The following is a 16,861-nucleotide window of genomic DNA, read 5'->3' as shown; positions in this document are numbered from 1 at the left end:
GGCTAGGCTGTACACTGTACAATCAGAATAATCATTGCGCTATATCTGTAGCGCACCGAGAGCGACGAAGGGCACTTCATGGCGTTGAAGGCGGGAGCCCGGCTGCGGAGTCAGATCGACACCACCGAGGTCGTTGTCATCAAGCCACCTGCCGGAGACGAAGTTCTCACGTGTGGCGGCCAGCCGATGATCGAGGTGTCGCAAACCCCGGCCGAGGGTCTGACGTCGGAAACCGGCGCCGGAACGCAGATCGGGAAGCGCTACACCTGTTCGTCGGATGCCCAACTCGAGGTCCTCGTCACCAAAGCTGGCTCGGCAGATCTGAGTCTGGGGGCGACAACGCTGGCCAGGAAAGAGGCCAAACCCCTTCCTGCCAGCGACTGATTCACACACGCGACTCGATGAAGGGGTAGCCAAGTGCCATCGACGAGTGGACGCAGCGCCAGGGGTGCAGGTGGCGGCTCCGTCGTCACGGTGCGGGTGCCGAAGATGGCCGAATTGGTTGTCGCGCAGCTGCGGCGTCAGATCATCCGGGGCGAACTCCAGGAGGGTGACGCTCTGCCTTCCGAGTCGGAACTGATGACGCGTTACGGGGTTTCGCGTCCGACCCTCCGAGAAGCTTTTCGGGTGCTGGAGTCCGAATCGCTGATCAGCGTCCGTCGAGGAGCCCATGGCGGCGCGCGGGTGCACACACCGAGCCGTCGGGTCGCTGCCAAGTATGCGAGTTTCATGCTCGAATACCGTGGCGTCACGCTTCGGGATGTCTATGAAGCCCGCGTTGCACTCGAAGTGCCCGGAGTGGGCGAGCTGGCTCGTACCCGCACTCGGGCTGATCTCGCGGCCCTGCTCGACAGCCTCAACCGGCATGCTGCCGCCGAGGAGGAGGATTCGCGCCTGGCGATCATGCTGCACGGCGAATTCCACACGCTGGTCATCCAGCGCGCTGGGAACGGCACGTTGTTGCTCCTCAGTGAGATGTTGCAGGACATCATCGACCTGGGCAACGTGTCTCTACACGCCGACGCAGAAATCACTGGAGAACAGGCTCGTGCGGCCGCAGTGCGAACGCATCGCCGCTTGTACGACCACATTGTGGCGCGCGATATCAGCGGGGCCGAATCCCTCTGGAGGCGGCACCTCGACGAGTCGATGGGCTACTTGCTGGGGGAGAACGCAGCCATGACAGTGTCCGATCTCTTCGACTAGGACAACACGTCCAGTACGGCCTCGGTGGGATCGGTGATCATCAGTTCACTGATTCGGTTGACGTGCTTGCGCCAGTGCGCCGTCGCTTTCTCGCTCTGCTTGTCTCGAATCAAGGCGGCGACCTTTTGGTGCGACCGGAAGGTGGTGCGAATGCCTGCGTCTACATCCGCATCATCCCGGTGTTGCCTGATGTAGCTGGTGTTGTGACTCTCAACGATCGCGAATAGCATCTCTGACAGAACTGCCATGGTCTGGTTTCCGGCCAGTTCCATCAATAATTGGGGAAACGCCAGCAGATGTTGTTCGGCGAAGGCGACCGGGTCGCTGAGAAGGCTCTGGCCTTCGGCCAGGCAGGCATCGATGCGTCGCAGGTCCGCGGCGGTTCGCTTGTTGGCGAGGATTCCGACACCGGCCGACTCCAGACGCGCTCGTGCCTCATACACATCTGCAAGGGTGGTGCCACGGTACTGCAACAGTGTGCCGGCGTACCTGGCAGCGGCTGCGGGATCGGGCACCAGCACGTACGCGCCACCGTGGGCACCCCGCCGGATACGGATGATCTGCTCTGACTCCAAGATCCGGAACGCTTCGCGCAGTGTGGGCCGGGACACTCCGAACTGTTCCATCAATGCGGTTTCGGATGGGAGACTGGCGCCTTCGGTCAGTTCGCCCGTGACGACCTGCCGACGGAGCTGGGCGGCCACCATCTCACCGGCCTTCGGGACGCGGACAGTCTGAGGCGTACCTGTCGGCCTTGCTCTCTGCGTCGCAGCCATCAATCCTCTTCGTTAGACGTGATTCAAGTGAACTCATAGTACCTATTCACTGCATTGTGACCGAGTGCCCCGCCGATGTGCGATGAAAGACTCGATGGCACTGATTGCGCCGGCGGACTGAATCAGAGGTCCGATTACATCCCCGAGGGAGTGCCGGGACCGCAAATATTCGGGGCACTACTAGTGCAATCAATTATCTGATTGGTAGGGTGGAGTGCATGCCGGCAACGGGTCGGTGGTGCTTTGCGAACTCGCCACGGCAGAGATGGGGCTTCTCCCCGGCCGTGCCGTCCAGCGAATAGTCGATACAGAATAGAGGCCACATGTATTCGGACCTGGGACCAGAACTCCTGGTCGAGAGTGACGGCGGCGTACGTATGGTGACGCTCAACAGGCCTGAGGCTCTCAACTCTGCCAACAAAGCCCTGCACGGCGCGTTGATCGCGGTGTGGGGACGTATCGCCAAGGATCCCGATGCCCGTTCTGTCGTCTTGACCGGCGCTGGGCGCGCTTTCAGTGCCGGAGGCGACATGCACCATCTCCAGTCGTTGCAGACGGATCCGGTCAAACGGCGCGGGGAGATCGACGGTGCGCGCGAATTGATCACCGCCATGGTCGATTTCCCGCTTCCGGTGGTCGCTGCGGTCAACGGGCCCGCAGTCGGGCTGGGGTGCAACCTCGCGGTCTGCAGCGACATCGTGCTGATCGGCAGCAGCGCATTTCTGGCCGACCCGCACGTCGGTATCGGTCTGACCGCTGCCGACGGTGGAGCGCCGACCTGGCCACTGCTGATGGGCATGTTGCGGGCGAAGGAGTATCTCTACACCAGCGCTAGGATTCCCGCCGAAACGGCGGTATCGCTGGGGCTGGCCAATCGGCTGGTCGATGACGCGGACCTGCAGACCGAGGCACTGGCTCTGGCGAAGCAGCTGGCTGCGCAGCCGCCGCAGGCGATCCAGTCGACCAAGCGTGCGCTCAACCTGCACATCAAGCGCGCAATCGCCGGAGTTCTCGACTACGCCCTCACCGAGGAGTACGTCTCCTTCGATCAGCCCGAACACCAGGCGATCGTGAACAAGTTCGTCGAACGCAGCAACAACGCGGCACCGGCCGCAAGCCGCAGCTGACTGTCGGCAGCTTCGTCTGCACCACCAGATTCACAAATGATCGACCTTGCCGTCGCCCACCAGAAGGAGCCACATGCGCGGGGTATTGACCGAGGAGCAGGAACAACTCGGCGCGGCAGTGAACGCGCTGTTCGCTGACAAGTCGCCCGAAGCGGCTGTGCGAAAGAGCATGGAGAGCGCCGAGGGTTACGACCGGGAACTGTGGGACCAGATGGCCGAGCAGATGGGGTTGTTCGGGCTGGCGATCCCCGAGCAATTCGGCGGTGACGGTTACGGCAGCGAAGAGATCGGTGTCGTGATGACCGAGATGGGGCGGGCTCTCTACTGCGGCCCGTATCTCAGCAGCGTTGTCATGTTCGCCACCGCGCTCGGCGCAGCCGGCGACAACGATGCCGCCGCCCGGTATCTTCCAGCGATCGCCTCCGGTGCCACGATCGGCACGGTCGCGCTGACCGAGGACAAAGAGAGCTGGGAACCCGAGGGCGTCACGCTCTCAGCGCGTGCCGATGGTTCCGGATACACCTTGCACGGGACCAAGACTCACGTACTCGACGGTCACATCGCCGATGTGATCCTGGTGGTCGGACGTACCGATTCCGGCATCAGTCTGTTCCTGGTCGACGCGGCGGATCCGGCGGTCACCAGAACGCCACTGCCGACGCTCGATCGCACGCGCCGGCAGGCAACGCTGACGTTCGACGGTGCCCGCGGCCGGTTGGTGGGCATCGACGGCGAGGGCTGGGCGGCGGTCGCCCGGATGCTCGATGTCGCCGTGATCGCCCTGGCGAACGAGCAGGTGGGGGGTATCGAGCGAGTGCTGGATATGTCTGTGCAATATGCGAAAGAACGCACTCAGTTCGGGCGCCCGATCGGATCCTTTCAAGCGGTCAAACACAAGTGCGCCGACATGCTGGTCGCTCTCGAATCAGCGAAATCGACGGCGCGGCTGGCAGCTTCGGCCGACGCCGACGGTGATCCGGGGGTGTCCGCGTTGGCCGATTTGAGCAAGTCCGTGTGCTCGGAGGCCTACAGCAGATGCGCGAGTGAGACAATCCAGTTGCACGGCGGCATCGGTTTCACCTGGGAGCATCCGGCGCACCTGTATTTCAAGAGGGCTCGAAGCAGTGAAGTGCTTTTCGGGGGACCTTCACACCATCGGCGCTTGCTGGGTGAGCGGGTCGGGTTGTTACCTGCCCGCTGAGCACAACCGAACCACGAGTAGGGCCGGAAGAGTGAATGCTCTTCCGGCCCTGTCGTTTGCCTGTATCGACGCTATGCCGTGTCGATCTCGGTGACGTGCAAGATCGGCGCGCCTGCCAGCAGGGACGATCCCAGTTGCTCCACCATGATGAGATGCGGTGTGAGCAGCGCGTCGAGGACGGCCGCTCGTTCGACAAAACGGTGCATCGGGTGTTCGGCGGAGATCCCGACGGCCCCGCACACCTGGAGGACCGTCCGGGTGGCGATCGCCTGGGCCCGGCCCGCCAGCGCCTTGGCGACGGTGGCGGTGTCGGGATCCAGGTCGGCCCAGGCCGCGTCCAGCATGCCCTGCGCCGCAGCAATGGCGACGTGAGCCTCGGAGAGTCGGTGGCGAACGGCCTGGAAACGCGAGATCGGCTGACCGAACTGATTGCGTGAACTGGTGTGTTCGATTGCGAGTTGCAGCGCCGCGCCGCAGGCTCCGATGATCTCGGCGGCCAGTGCGCGTCGTCCCGAGGCGACCGCTCTATCCCAGTCCGCGCTCGCTTCGGCGGTGACGGTGGGGACACGGTTGCCGCGCACTCGCACCATGGTCGAGTCGGCTTCGATACTGCCGACGGGTTCGGACTCGACGTCGGCAACCGGTACCACGACGACGCCCGTGCCGTGCGTCGTGGATACGGGCACGATCAGCTCGTCGACGTCGTCCAAGCCCGTCAGCACAACTCCGTCGATCGAGTTCTCGTCACTGGTCAGGCCGGCTGAGGGTGACGGCAACGGATATACGACCGCGCGCATGCCCCGGGGCGCGGGCAGGACATCCGCCAGGCCGCGCACGATCACGGCGTCCAGTGATCGTGAATGTGCCAGCGCTCGTCCGTGTTCGGCGAACAGGAGTTCGGTGGCGGCAGGGTAGGCATCGATGACGTCGTCCCAGCCCAGTTCGGCCAGAGCCGCCTCGATGTCGACTCCCTCACCCTCGAACATCTCCTTGAGCGAGCCGGCAAGGAGCGTTCTGGTCTCGTTGTCCATCTGAGTTCCTTTCACGGCAGCTTCAGGACGCGGTCGGCGATGATTCCGCGCTGCACTTCTGCCGAACCGCCGAGGATCGTGGCGGCGCGGCTGTACCACCACTCGTCGCGCCAGGTGTCGAGATCGGGTCCGGTGCCGATGTCGATCAGTGGTCCGAGCAGATCGCGAGCTGCGTCGTAGAGCGACTGCTCCGCGGTACCCAACAGGATCTTGTCGGTGCTGGCTTCGGGGCCGATGGTTTCGCCTTCGGCGAGTCGCTGCACGGTCTGGGCACTGCGGGCCCGCAAGGCGACGATGTCGAGGTAGACGTTGCCGAGTCGAACGGCAGAGCCATCGCGGCGAATTCCGCGGTCGCGCAGTTGATTCCGCAGCGTGTTCAGACGTTGCAGGAGCACGGTGGAGGTGAGCCAGGCATACATCCCCCGCTCGAATTGCAACAAGTACATCGCCACCGCCCAGCCCTGGTCATGCTCGCCGATGAGCCGACTCGCCGGAACCCGGACGGAATCGAAGAAGACCTCCGCCAATTCTTCGCGACCACTCGCCAGCGCGATCGGTCGGGTCTGCAGGCCGGGGGTGTCCACGTCGATCAGCAACATACTCAGGCCGCGATGCCGGCTCTCGGTGGTGCCCGTGCGCACGAGGCACACGAGTCGGCGTGCGGTGGCGCCGTAACTGGTCCACAGCTTCTGGCCGTTGACGATGTAGTCGTCGCCCTCTCGGGTGGCCCGGCACCGCAGGGAGGCGAGGTCGCTTCCCGCCTCCGGTTCGGAGAATCCCTGTCCCCACCATTCGGTGCCGCCGAGAAAGCCCGGGAAGAGCGTACGTGCGACCTCGGGCGCGAACCGTACCGTCGGCGGTCCGAGGGTCTCCATCACCAAATGCTGACCCGGGACCGGCAAGCCGTGCGCACTGAGTTCGTCGTAGAGGACCGCTCGATGTCGTTCGTCACCGCCGAGGCCACCGGCGGACACGGGCCAGCCGTACCTGTTCCAGCCACCGGCATAAAGCAGTTTCATGAGCTGGGCATGGTGCTGGAGCTCGGCCGGAACCGTCGGATAGTGGCGTCCACGCCACTCGTCCAGGGCGGTGTCGGATTCGAGAAATTCTCTCAGCGCCGCGCGATAGGCCGAGAGACTCTTCCGGTCGTCACCACGGGGTGCCGTTGTGCTGGTCATCTGTCCTCACCTGTCGGTGTTGATGGGTCTCGGTGTAACAGGGTTAATAGTTGTATTATTGTAGTATATTCGCAACAGCCGATCTGGAGGACCCATCGATGCGCCGCCACCATCTCGAAGATGAGCATGAACAGTTTCGCGCAACTGCGAGAACATTTTTCGAAAAAGAGTGCGTTCCGTACACCGAACAGTGGGAACGTGAGGGACGCGTCAGTCGCGAAGCATGGCTTCGGGCAGGCGAACAAGGATTGATCGGGTGGGAGGCACCCGAAGAGTACGGCGGCCTGGGCATCAAAGACTACCGGTACAACCAGATCCTCAGCGAGGAGATGTTCGGAACGGGCGCGGTCGGGATCGGTCTGGGCGTGCAGAACGACATCATGGCCTCCTACCTCGTCGGTCTCACCAATGACGAACAGAAAAAGCGTTGGCTCCCGAAGTACGTGTCCGGCGAATACATCACCTCGATCGCCATGTCTGAGCCTGCCGCGGGATCCGATGTGGCGGGCATCAAGACCACGGCAAAGCGGGTCGGAGACAGCTATGTCATCAACGGTTCGAAGACGTTCATCAGCAACGGACTGTCGTCTGACCTCATCATGGTGGCCTGCAAAACCGATCCGTCAGCGGGCCGTAAAGGACTGAGCCTCATCGTTGTCGAGGCAACGAGGGAGGGCTTCTCGCGCGGGCGCAAACTCGACAAGATCGGGCAACACTCGGCGGACACCGCCGAACTGTTCTTCGACAACGTCGAGGTTCCGGTGGAGAACCTGCTGGGCGAAGAGAACCGTGGCTTCTATCACCTGATGGGTAACCTGCCCGCCGAGCGGGTGGGCATAGCAACCTATGCCGTGCCGATGGCACGGCGAGCCTTCGATCTGACGGTCGACTACGCGGCGAACCGCAAGGCCTTCGGTACCGAGATCGGTAAGTTTCAGGTCAACCGCCACTTCCTCGCCGAGATGAAGACCAAACTGAACGTGGCGCAGAGCTACCTCGACCAGTGTGTGATGGCGGCCAACGCCGGCGAGCTGTCCGCGGAAGAGGCCGCCGGGCTCAAGTGGTGGAGCACCGAGCTCCAGTGGGAAATCCTGGACCGCTGCCTTCAACTGCACGGTGGCTACGGGTACATCAACGAGTACGAGGTGGCGCGACTGTGGCGCGACTCGCGGGTACAGCGTCTCTACGGCGGTACCACCGAAATCATGAAAGACCTCATCGGTCGGTCGATGGGCTTCTAGGCACCGAGAGCTGAATGGACGAGGGGAAGTTATGAGTTCGAAGTCGCCGCTGGGTCAAGACGGTGGAGAAGGCGAAGACTTCCGGTACGAGGTGCAGTCGTGGTTAGCGACCGCTCCGCGTCCTGAAGGTCTGCGGGCATACGGCGGCACCCCGGACGCGGCAGACGTCGCGCCGGGACGGCAGTGGCATCAGACCCTTGCTCAAGCCGGTTACGCGTGCCTGCACTGGCCGACCGAGTTCGGTGGGCGCGAGGCCACTGCGATGGAGCAGGCGATCTTTGCCGAGGAAGCGGCGAAGGCGGGTGTACCGACTCAGCTCGGAATCGTCGGGCCCAACCTGGCCGGACCGGTCATCATGCAGTTCGGCACGGCGGAACAAAAGGCGAAGTACCTGCCTCCCATCGTCTCGGGTGAGCATCTGTGGTGTCAGCTGTTCTCCGAGCCGGGTGCAGGCTCGGACCTCGCGTCGGTGCGAACACGGGTGCGCCCGGGGGACGAGGGCTGGATCGTGGAGGGCCAGAAGGTCTGGACCAGTGCCGCCAAAGCGGCGCAGTTCGGATTACTGCTCGCACGTACCGGTGACGAGCGCTACAAGGGTCTGACCGCGTTCATCGTCCCGATGGTCCTGCCCGGCATCCTGGTCCGGCCCCTCGAGCAGATGGACGGCGAGAAGAAGTTCAATGAGGTCTTCTTGTCGGACGTGCGACTGGGTCCCGAACACCTCCTGGGTCAGGTCGGCGAAGGGTGGCGGGTGGCCACCGCGACGCTCGGCCAAGAGCGACTGAGTTTGGGATCGCAGGCCGTTGGTATGTTCGCCGCGCTCGATGAACTGATCGAAGCCGCAACCGACAAGGGCCGACTCGATGACCTACTGGCGGACAAGTTCGTCCAGCTGTGGAGCCGGGTGTGGATCCTGCGGGCCACCTGGCTGCGGGCGATTTCCACCGGAGACGGGGCGAACTCACCGACGATGTCGGTCCTCAAGCTGATGGCCTCGGAGGTCCATCGCGATCTCGGAGATGTGGCCACCGACGTACTGGGCATGGATGCGACCGTCGACCCGGAGCTGTCACCGATCGTGCACCGGATGTTGGTCGGCCGGGCACAGACCATCCTGGGTGGGACCAGCGAGATCCAGCGAAACATATTGTCGGAGCGGGTGCTCGGGCTGCCCCGAGAGCCCGCACGGTGACGCATTCGTCCGACGACCGTGTCCTCGGAACCCTCCTGCGCAGCGGGTGCACCGTCGCTGTGGGCGACGGATTCGGCACACCACAGGTGGTGTTCGAAGAACTGTCCGAGGCCGCCCGCGCAGTCGGTGGTGTTCGGCTGTTGCTGGGCTGGATGCCGGCAGAGCCCCGCGGACTCGATCTCACCGCGTTCGCCGACGTGCGCACGGTGATGCCGGGCTGGGGACTGCGCAAGGCCGTGGCCGACGGACTCGCCCACTTTGTGCCGATTCGGTTGTCGCAGGTTCCGGCGTTGATACACAACGTAATTCGGCCCGATGTGTTGGTCGCCACCGTGGTTGCGACCGGCGGTGGGCACACGTTCGCCAATGAGATCTCGTGGCAGAAGGCTGCGGTGGACGCAGGCGCGAGAGTCGCGGCGATCACGTCGTCGGCGGCGCCGATGTGTGCTGCAGGCGCGTTGTTGCCCGCCGACCAGGTCGTCATCGTCGGGAGCACCGACCAACCGCCGGGCGATATGCCCGGCGCCCGCACCGATCCGATCACCGAACGACTGGCCGCGAGATTACTGCCACTCATCCCGGAGGGCACTCGACTACAGGTCGGCCCGGGGTCGCTGGGGTCGCTTCTGCTCAGCACCCTGACGGTCCCGGTGCGCATCGATTCGGGCCTGCTGCCCGATGAGGTTGTCGACCTCGACAACCGTGGCCTGTTGCTCGGCGAACCCGTGACGACCTATCTCGCCGGAGGACCCCGACTGCGCGAGTGGGCAGAGGGCCGTCCGGTCCTGCATCCGGTCGAGTACACCCACGACGTCAGCAGACTGTCGGCCGATCCGTTTGTCGCGGTGAACACCGCCGTCGAAGTGGACGTGCACGGTCAGATTAACGTCGAAGGTACGGCGACCGCAGTGTTCGGCGGTATCGGCGGTCACGGTGACTACGCCGCAGCAGCGGCGACCACCGTTGGCGGTGTCAGCATCATCGCCGTCTCGACCACCCACAACGGCGCATCAACTCTCGTCTCGTCACTGTCGCGTCCGGTGAGCACTCCGGCACATGACGTCGGGATCGTGGTCACCGAGCGAGGTTCGGTCGACCTGCGAGGCCTGGACCGGACCGAACGAACCGCGGCCTTGGCGGATCTGTGGGGCGAGGCCGGCGTTCGCAAACAAGCAATCGAAAGGTAGAACTCATGGGAGAAGTACGGCTCGACGGCAAGGTCGCCATCGTCACCGGCGGCGGACGCGGAATCGGGCGGGCGCACTGCCTCGAATTGGCCCGGCACGGTGCAACGGTTGTCGTCAACGATCCGGGTGTGTCCCGCGACGGCACCGATTCAGGCGAGAGCCCGGCCGACCAGGTTGCTCGTGAGATCGTCGAGGCTGGCGGCAAAGCGGTTGCCAACAAAGGATCGGTCACCAGCTGGACCGACAGCGACGCTCTCATCGCCCAGGCGGTTGCCGAGTTCGGCCGCCTCGACATCGTTGTCAACAACGCCGGAATCGTTCGCGACAAGCTGATCACCCGAATGACCGAGGAAGACTGGGATGCGGTTGTCTCGGTACATCTCAAAGGTACCTTCGCAGTAACCAAACACGCCTGCGATTACTGGCGGAACGAATCGAAGGCCGGCGCAGACGTCCGAGGCAGAATCATCAACACGACCTCGGGCGCGGGGCTCAAAGGCAATGCGGGACAGGCGGCCTACAGCGCGGCCAAAGCCGCGATCGTCGGTCTCACGCTGACAACTGCACTGGAGATGGAGCGTTACAACGTCACCGCCAACGCGATTTCGCCGGTGGCCGCGACCCGGTTGTCCGCCGATGTCTTCACCGGTGAGAAGGCCAATGATCCAAGCCTGGATCCCGGACAGAGCTCGCCGGTGGTCGCGTGGCTCGCTTCCGACGAGGCCGCCTGGCTGACCGGACAGATCCTGCGGGTCGACGGAGACCTGTTGATCCGGATGATCGGCTGGAACCAGAAGCCGGAGAGGTATCGCGCCCGCGCCGGAGGCAAACTCGATAGCGGCGAATTGACCCAGGCCGCACGCTTGCTCTACGGCACGGCACCGGACGGGTTCGTCGCCCAATTGGTCACCAACTGACGCGAGCAATTCGCCAACCGGGCCGAAGTCCCCGCTGACCGGGCCGAAACGGTCAACGGGGGTTTCGGCCCGGTGGACGGCTGGGCTGCGCCGCTGGGTACGGAGCGTCGCCGCGTCGTCGGTTCCCTCCCGCGCCCGTACGCCGCGAGAACAACCTCCCGGATCGCCCGCCTGCGACCCGCAGCAGCCGTCCCAAAACACGCTTCCCAATATAGGCAGAGGATTAGACGCAATCGTATAGGAAACCACGCCCGTCGAACGGTAGGGCCAGGCACTTCGCCGGCTCATGAGGTGTTCCTCAGCAATCTCGCCAGCATTTGGTTGCGGGTTGCTAAACAGTTAGATGAAACAACTGTTCGTACTTTTTCAAAACGTGAACACCGGTGTGGTTGCTGTCCTATCGTCAAGCGATACTCGACCGATTTCGATGACAAGGATCGTCACCCTGATGACGCAACACCTCGTATTTCTCTTGCTCGGTCTCGGCAATGGGGCTGTGTTCGGCGCCCTCGCCCTCGCAGTTGTGATGACCTACCGGAGTTCAGGCGTCCTGAACTTCGCAACCGGTTCGATCGCCCTCTACACCGCGTATGCCTATGCGTACCTGCGGCAGGGTGAGCTGCTGATCCTTGTCCCGGGATTCCCCGTCACGGTCGACATCGGCGATCCGATGAGCCTGTGGCCGGCGATGGTGATCGCCCTCGCGATGGCCGCGATCCTCGGACTACTCCTGTATGTGATCGTGTTCCGGCCCCTGCGCACCGCACCGCCCGTCGCAAAGGCAGTTGCAGCGTTGGGTATTTCGCTCCTCATCAGCGGTCTGGTCGCACAGATGATCGGCACCACGCCCATCGCGGTCGACCCGATCTTCCCCACGGAGGTGTGGTCCGCAGGTGACTTCCGCGTGTCCTCTGACCGCATATACTTCGCCATCACCGTGATCGTGGTCGCAGTGTTACTCGCCGCTGTCTTCCGGTTCACCAAGTTCGGTCTGGCGACGCGGGCCGCTGCCGAGAGCGAGCGTGGTGCCTACCTCAGTGGTATCTCTCCGGACCGGGTGGCGATCTACAACTGGATGATCAGCTCGGCCGTTGCTGGTCTCGCCGGCATCCTCATCGCCCCCATCGTTCCGCTGGTGCCGGTGGCGTACACACTCTTCATCGTCCCCGCCTTGGCGGCGGCGATCGCGGCACGATTCCAGTTCATCGTGGTGGCAGCCGTTGCCGGACTCGTCATCGGCATGTTCCAGTCCGAAGCGCAGAACTTGGCTGCCAAGTTCGACTGGCTACCGTCGGCGGGTCTGCCGGAACTGGTACCACTGATCATCATCCTGGTGCTGCTCGTGGTCCGGGCTCAGCCTTTGCCCTCTCGTGGGGCGGTCATCGAGCGCAACCTCGGCAGGGCGCCGCGACCCGAGCACCTGGTCTGGACCACGATCGTGTTCGGAGTCATCGCGCTGCTGGGACTTGTTCTCCTGGAAGACCGGTTTCGCACCGGACTCATAGTCAGTTTGATCATGGCGATCGTTGCGCTCTCGACCGTGGTCGTCACCGGATATGCCGGCCAGGTGTCGTTGGCGCAATTGACGATCGCCGGCGTCGCGGGCTTCACGGTAGGGCCGCTCACCTCCGATCTCCACATACCTTTCCCGATCGCTCCTCTGCTCGCGGCGCTCATCGCTGCTGTGCTCGGTGTCATCATCGGGCTGCCGGCATTGCGAATACGAGGCCTCACCGTCGCGGTGGTCACACTCGCCATGGCCTACGCGGTGGAGGCCGTGTGGTTCCGTAACAGCGACTTCGTCGGGTCCGCGGGTCAGGCGGTGCCGGCCCCGAAGATCTTCGGGTGGGACCTGGGAATCGGTGCGGGGCTGGAGTATCCACGACTGCGGTTCGGGGTCTTGTGCCTCATCGTCCTGATTTCCGTCGGTATCGGGGTCGCCGTCCTTCGACGTAGCAAGCTCGGAGCACAGATGCTGGCGGTGAGGGCCAACGAACGTTCGGCCGCTGCCGCGGGCGTCAACGTGACGGTCATCAAGATCGCAGCGTTCGCGATCGCCGCGTTCATTGCCGGACTCGGTGGTTCGTTGCTGGCCTATCAGCAGCAATCGGTCACCTTCGACTCGTTCTCCGCGCTCAACGGCCTGATCCTCTTCGGCGCGGTGTATCTTGCGGGAGCCACATCGGTATCCGGAGGCAACCTCGCAGGTATCACCGCCGCAGGCGGATTGCTGATCATCGTGATCGACGAAGCGTTCACCGTCAGTGGCTGGTACCCGGTGGTGGCGAGTCTGCTGCTGGTACTCACCGTGATCTTCAACCCGGAGGGCGTGGTGGGGCCGGTGCACGCCCTGATAGCCAGGTGGCGCAGCCGGTCGACGGCTCCCGACGACACGGCGACGGGCGCCGCCGCCGCGATCGACGTGCAGGCGCGCGAGCGTCCGGCGGTCGATCCCGACGCTCCTCCGGTGCTCGAGCTGCGGAACGTGTCGGTGCGGTACGGCGGCGTCGTCGCGGTGGACAATGTGTCGTTCTCGGTCGGCAAGGGCACGGTTGTCGGTCTGATCGGACCCAACGGCGCGGGCAAGACCACTCTGATCGACGCGATCAGCGGATTCGCCCCACACAGCGGCGATGTGGTGCTCAACAGCAAGTCGATCGACAAGCTGGTGCCCCACAAACGGATTCGTGCCGGACTCGGCCGGACGTTCCAGGCGATCGAGCTGTACGACGACCTGAGCGTTCTCGAAAACATCAAGGTGGGACTGACGGCTGCGAGTTCCGCCGACGGCCGCGTCTCGGAGATGAACGACGAGGCGAGAGTCGACGCTGTGTTCGCTCTGCTCGGTCTGGATCCGGTGCGGGACCGGCCGGCATCCGAGTTGTCGCAAGGCCAGCGCCAACTGGTTTCGATCGCCCGTGCACTCGTCGGCTCTCCGACCGCGTTGTTGCTCGACGAACCCGCCGGTGGCCTGGATACATCTGAGAGCCGTTGGTTGGCAGAGCAATTGCGGGCAGTTCGGGACAGCGGCGTCAGTATCCTGCTCGTCGATCACGACATGGGATTTGTGCTCGGTCTCTGTGACCGCATCCACGTACTCAACTTCGGCAAGGTGATCGTGTCCGGGACTCCGGACGAGGTGCGAAACGACCGCTCCGTGGCCGAGGCCTACCTGGGCAATGCCCACGCAGAGGAGATCACGTCATGACAGACACCACGTCGACACCGGGGTACGCCCTCGAGTGCAAGGGCCTGACCGTAGGTCACGGGTCGGTGGCAGTCCTGCGTGATTTCGATCTCGCGCTCAGGCAGGGCGAGGTGCTGGCGTTGCTCGGCCCCAACGGTGCCGGTAAGACAACTCTGCTCGCGACATTGGCGGGCCTGTTGCCACGGCTCGCGGGTGGGGTGTCGGTCGGCGGACGAGCGCTGCCCAGCGGCAGACCCGCGTCGGCGAACAAGGCAGATCTGGTGTTGGTGCCGGATGATCGTGCGCTGTTCACTACCCTGACCGTCAAAGAGAACCTGACCATCGCCAACAAGTCCGGTGGTCTCGACGTCGATGGCGCGATGGACCTGTTCCCTTCGTTGACAAAGCGTCTCAAGGTCGCGGCGGGTTCGTTGTCGGGCGGCGAACAGCAGATGCTGGCCGTGGCACGCGCACTCGTGCAGAATCCCAGGGTCCTGCTCATCGACGAGATGAGCATGGGACTGGCGCCGGTCATCGTCGAGGACCTGTTGCCTTTGGTCCGGCGTATCGCCGACGAGACCAACGCGGTGGTGGTCCTGGTCGAACAACACGTCAGCCTCGCCCTGAGTGTTGCCGACCAGGCCATCGTCGTGGTGCACGGCGACGTTCACCTGCGGGGTCCCGCCGGTGAACTCGCGGCCGACCCGGCGCTGCTGGAAACGGCATATCTGGGGGAGACCACCTCGGTATGAGCGCGGTTGAGCCGCAGCCCCTGTGCATCGTCCAGGCAAGCGATCAGTTCGTTTTCGCCGACCCAGTCATCACCGTACATTCGCAGCCATCGACTGGGTCAAACCCAAAGGAGAAGAAATGAAGTTCCATGGACGCCGGCGGCAAATCGCCTCGGTCCTGTTTGCAGGAGTGTTGGTTGCGGGTCTCGCCGCGTGTGGTTCCGACGACGACGGCGGCGGCGGAGGGGGATCATCAACAGCCGCTGACCAATCGGCGCTGGGGACTGCGAACAAGGCCACCGGGACCCCAGTGACCTTCGGCTTCATCAGTGAGGGTGCCGGGCAGACGATCAACACGACCGACGAGATTATGGGCGCGCAGGCGGCAGCCGCCTATGCCAACGACTACCTGGGCGGCCTCGGCGGTCACCCCATCGAGGTGAAGGTCTGTGAGACCCTCGGCGTTCCGGCGACGGCAACCGATTGCGCGAACCAGATGGTCGCGGCGAAGGTCTCGGCTGTGTTGGGCGGTTCGATCGGTGTCCTCGATTCGGTGATCTCCGTTCTCGCCCCGGCGAAGATTCCGCTGATCATGCAGACCGCGCCGACGCAGGCCGGACTGACAACACCGGGTGTGTTCTCCCTCTTCAACAGTCTGTCGTTGTTCGGCGGTCCGGCCGAATGGGCGAAAGAGGAAGGACTCAAGAAGGTTGATCAGGTTGTCATCGCCGTCCCGGCTGCCCAGGGTGCGGCGAAGGTCGGCGAGATGTTGTTCAGGAACGCCGGGCTCGAGGTCAACACCACGGCCGTCCCGCCGGGTACCGCTGACATGAGTCCGCAGATCGCCTCAGCAGCCGAAGCCGACCCGGATCTTTACCATATCGCCGGCAGTACCGATTTCTGCACGAGTGCGATCAAGGCGATCAAAACCGTGTCTCCTCAGGCCAAGGTCGTGATCATCGAACGCTGCATCTCACCGCAGAGCAGCTCGGCCATCCCCGGAGGTTATGACGGGGTCAAGGTCTCGGCTTCCGCCGACCTCAACCCTGATCTCGAATCGGTCAAGCTGTTCACCGCGGTTCTTGACAAATACGGTGACGGAACGAAGGTCTCGTCCATGTCCAACTACGGATACTCGCCGATGCTGGGTGCGATCAACGCGCTCAACGCTGCGAAGATCGCCGACGTGACGCCTGCCGGTGTCATGGCTGCCATCAAGTCGGCACCTCCAACCGAACTGCCGAATTCCAACGGCATCATGTTCCAGTGCAACGGGAAACAGATCGCGTTTTCACCCAATACCTGCAGCGCTGACGGAATTCTGGCGACTGCGGACAAGGACGGCAACCTCAGTGGCTTCCAACGTATTCCGGCTGATCCCGCGCTCTATAAGCTCCCGGGTAGCTGAGCGGGGCGGTGAATAGCCACGCCATGCGCGCCGATACAACTTCGGTGCGCATGGCGTCGGCTGTCAACCAAACTGAGAGCCGACGTGTCTGCGCACTTCACGAGAGCCCTTTGTAAGGGACGTGCGACTGAAGCGAGCCTCGTCCAGGTCGGGTTGAGCAGCTTGAGCGTTCGGGTGGGCTATACCAAGAATGTACCGCTCGCGGTCACAACGCTCCGGGGGAATCGTCGTCTGCTGTATCGGGGGGCCGAGGTCCGGCGTCGCGACCCAGGGTTGCAGGTGGCGGGTCGTCGATGTTCGCGAGGCGGGCCATCCGGGCGCCGGTGACGACAGTGACGTCTTCACGGCCGGTTTGGGGGATCACTCGATCATCCGGTTACTGCGGCGAAATCGTGAGATCTGTTGGCGTCCTTGCGTAAGAATCCATATCGGCGCTACGATCGGAGTTAAGAGGAGCCAGTAACTCCGTTTAAGCCTGA

Annotated in this window: 15 protein-coding genes; 11 read left to right on the top strand and 4 right to left on the bottom strand. The window is 63.7% G+C overall.

All coding sequences use genetic code 11. The annotated features are described in order from the left end of the window. Nucleotides 1–78: 78 nt before the first annotated feature. Together DFR67_RS13435 and DFR67_RS13430 are read left to right on the top strand one after the other, a co-directional pair. A complete protein-coding gene (locus tag DFR67_RS13435) occupies nt 79–384 on the top strand; it encodes a hypothetical protein (protein ID WP_084836539.1) in 306 nt (101 codons plus the stop codon). Between the two features lie 33 nt (nt 385–417). After that, the gene (locus tag DFR67_RS13430) at nt 418–1,206 is read left to right on the top strand and encodes a FadR/GntR family transcriptional regulator (protein WP_245937925.1); all 789 of its coding nucleotides are present in this window, start codon (nt 418–420) and stop codon (nt 1,204–1,206) included. Here the strand turns inward: DFR67_RS13430 and DFR67_RS13425 are convergent. Then, nucleotides 1,203–1,982 carry a FadR/GntR family transcriptional regulator gene (locus DFR67_RS13425; protein WP_084836540.1) on the bottom strand — a complete coding sequence of 260 codons (780 nt, stop codon included), beginning with the start codon at nt 1,980–1,982 and terminating at the stop codon, nt 1,203–1,205. The genes DFR67_RS13430 and DFR67_RS13425 overlap by 4 nt on opposite strands. A gap of 323 nt (nt 1,983–2,305) precedes the next feature. Here DFR67_RS13425 and DFR67_RS13420 point away from each other — a divergent pair, with 323 nt between their 5' ends. Further along, nucleotides 2,306–3,109, top strand: coding sequence for an enoyl-CoA hydratase/isomerase family protein (locus tag DFR67_RS13420; protein ID WP_110470029.1), 804 nt, complete (start codon nt 2,306–2,308; stop codon nt 3,107–3,109). A gap of 73 nt (nt 3,110–3,182) precedes the next feature. Beyond that, a complete protein-coding gene (locus DFR67_RS13415) occupies nt 3,183–4,310 on the top strand; it encodes an acyl-CoA dehydrogenase family protein (RefSeq protein ID WP_110470028.1) in 1,128 nt (375 codons plus the stop codon). 71 nt (nt 4,311–4,381) lie between these two features. Here DFR67_RS13415 and DFR67_RS13410 read toward each other — a convergent pair whose 3' ends face one another. Together DFR67_RS13410 and DFR67_RS13405 are read right to left on the bottom strand one after the other, a co-directional pair. Then, complete coding sequence (locus DFR67_RS13410; protein WP_146240440.1) at nt 4,382–5,341, bottom strand: acyl-CoA dehydrogenase family protein; 960 nt, start codon at nt 5,339–5,341, stop codon at nt 4,382–4,384. An 11-nt stretch (nt 5,342–5,352) separates the two neighbouring features. Continuing rightward, nucleotides 5,353–6,519, bottom strand: a complete 1,167-nt coding sequence (locus DFR67_RS13405; protein ID WP_110470026.1) for an acyl-CoA dehydrogenase family protein — start codon at nt 6,517–6,519, stop codon at nt 5,353–5,355. A 98-nt stretch (nt 6,520–6,617) separates the two neighbouring features. Here DFR67_RS13405 and DFR67_RS13400 point away from each other — a divergent pair, with 98 nt between their 5' ends. From DFR67_RS13400 to DFR67_RS13370, 7 genes are all read left to right on the top strand, one after another. Beyond that, nucleotides 6,618–7,760 (top strand): acyl-CoA dehydrogenase family protein, encoded by a 1,143-nt coding sequence (locus tag DFR67_RS13400; RefSeq protein WP_084836545.1) that lies wholly within the window; start codon nt 6,618–6,620, stop codon nt 7,758–7,760. Nucleotides 7,761–7,791: 31 nt separating this feature from the next. After that, on the top strand, nt 7,792–8,952 hold the full coding sequence (locus DFR67_RS13395; protein WP_110470025.1) for an acyl-CoA dehydrogenase family protein: 1,161 nt from the start codon (nt 7,792–7,794) through the stop codon (nt 8,950–8,952). Then, nucleotides 8,949–10,139, top strand: a complete 1,191-nt coding sequence (locus DFR67_RS13390) for an acetyl-CoA hydrolase/transferase C-terminal domain-containing protein (RefSeq protein ID WP_110470024.1) — start codon at nt 8,949–8,951, stop codon at nt 10,137–10,139. The genes DFR67_RS13395 and DFR67_RS13390 overlap by 4 nt, the downstream gene beginning before the upstream one ends. Nucleotides 10,140–10,144: 5 nt before the next feature. Then, a complete protein-coding gene (locus DFR67_RS13385) occupies nt 10,145–11,056 on the top strand; it encodes an SDR family NAD(P)-dependent oxidoreductase (protein WP_084836548.1) in 912 nt (303 codons plus the stop codon). A gap of 448 nt (nt 11,057–11,504) precedes the next feature. Continuing rightward, nucleotides 11,505–14,264: a branched-chain amino acid ABC transporter permease/ATP-binding protein gene (locus DFR67_RS13380; RefSeq protein ID WP_110470126.1), complete on the top strand. Its 2,760-nt coding sequence runs from the start codon at nt 11,505–11,507 to the stop codon at nt 14,262–14,264. Continuing rightward, the gene (locus DFR67_RS13375) at nt 14,261–14,995 is read left to right on the top strand and encodes an ABC transporter ATP-binding protein (RefSeq protein WP_110470023.1); all 735 of its coding nucleotides are present in this window, start codon (nt 14,261–14,263) and stop codon (nt 14,993–14,995) included. The genes DFR67_RS13380 and DFR67_RS13375 overlap by 4 nt, the downstream gene beginning before the upstream one ends. Before the next feature lie 118 nt (nt 14,996–15,113). After that, nucleotides 15,114–16,382 carry an ABC transporter substrate-binding protein gene (locus tag DFR67_RS13370; RefSeq protein WP_110470022.1) on the top strand — a complete coding sequence of 423 codons (1,269 nt, stop codon included), beginning with the start codon at nt 15,114–15,116 and terminating at the stop codon, nt 16,380–16,382. 205 nt (nt 16,383–16,587) lie between these two features. Here the strand turns inward: DFR67_RS13370 and DFR67_RS30510 are convergent, their stop codons facing one another. Then, entirely contained in the window at nt 16,588–16,746 is a 159-nt protein-coding gene (locus DFR67_RS30510; protein ID WP_158539957.1) for a hypothetical protein, read from the bottom strand. Nucleotides 16,747–16,861 lie beyond the last annotated feature (115 nt).

Origin of the sequence: Williamsia limnetica (assembly GCF_003217475.1) — a bacterium.
Lineage (GTDB): Bacteria > Actinomycetota > Actinomycetes > Mycobacteriales > Mycobacteriaceae > Williamsia > Williamsia limnetica.
Note: the sequence above shows the minus strand (reverse complement) of the source record. Positions and strands in the feature narration are given on the sequence as shown.

Coding starts and splice junctions, on each gene's coding strand:
- DFR67_RS13435 (WP_084836539.1), top strand. CDS start 79: ATGGCGTTGAAGGCGGGAGCCCGGCTGCGGAGTCAGATCGACACCACC.
- DFR67_RS13425 (WP_084836540.1), bottom strand. CDS start 1,982: ATGGCTGCGACGCAGAGAGCAAGGCCGACAGGTACGCCTCAGACTGTC.
- DFR67_RS13420 (WP_110470029.1), top strand. CDS start 2,306: ATGTATTCGGACCTGGGACCAGAACTCCTGGTCGAGAGTGACGGCGGC.
- DFR67_RS13415 (WP_110470028.1), top strand. CDS start 3,183: ATGCGCGGGGTATTGACCGAGGAGCAGGAACAACTCGGCGCGGCAGTG.
- DFR67_RS13410 (WP_146240440.1), bottom strand. CDS start 5,341: ATGGACAACGAGACCAGAACGCTCCTTGCCGGCTCGCTCAAGGAGATG.
- DFR67_RS13405 (WP_110470026.1), bottom strand. CDS start 6,519: ATGACCAGCACAACGGCACCCCGTGGTGACGACCGGAAGAGTCTCTCG.
- DFR67_RS13400 (WP_084836545.1), top strand. CDS start 6,618: ATGCGCCGCCACCATCTCGAAGATGAGCATGAACAGTTTCGCGCAACT.
- DFR67_RS13395 (WP_110470025.1), top strand. CDS start 7,792: ATGAGTTCGAAGTCGCCGCTGGGTCAAGACGGTGGAGAAGGCGAAGAC.
- DFR67_RS13385 (WP_084836548.1), top strand. CDS start 10,145: ATGGGAGAAGTACGGCTCGACGGCAAGGTCGCCATCGTCACCGGCGGC.
- DFR67_RS13380 (WP_110470126.1), top strand. CDS start 11,505: ATGACGCAACACCTCGTATTTCTCTTGCTCGGTCTCGGCAATGGGGCT.
- DFR67_RS13375 (WP_110470023.1), top strand. CDS start 14,261: ATGACAGACACCACGTCGACACCGGGGTACGCCCTCGAGTGCAAGGGC.
- DFR67_RS13370 (WP_110470022.1), top strand. CDS start 15,114: ATGAAGTTCCATGGACGCCGGCGGCAAATCGCCTCGGTCCTGTTTGCA.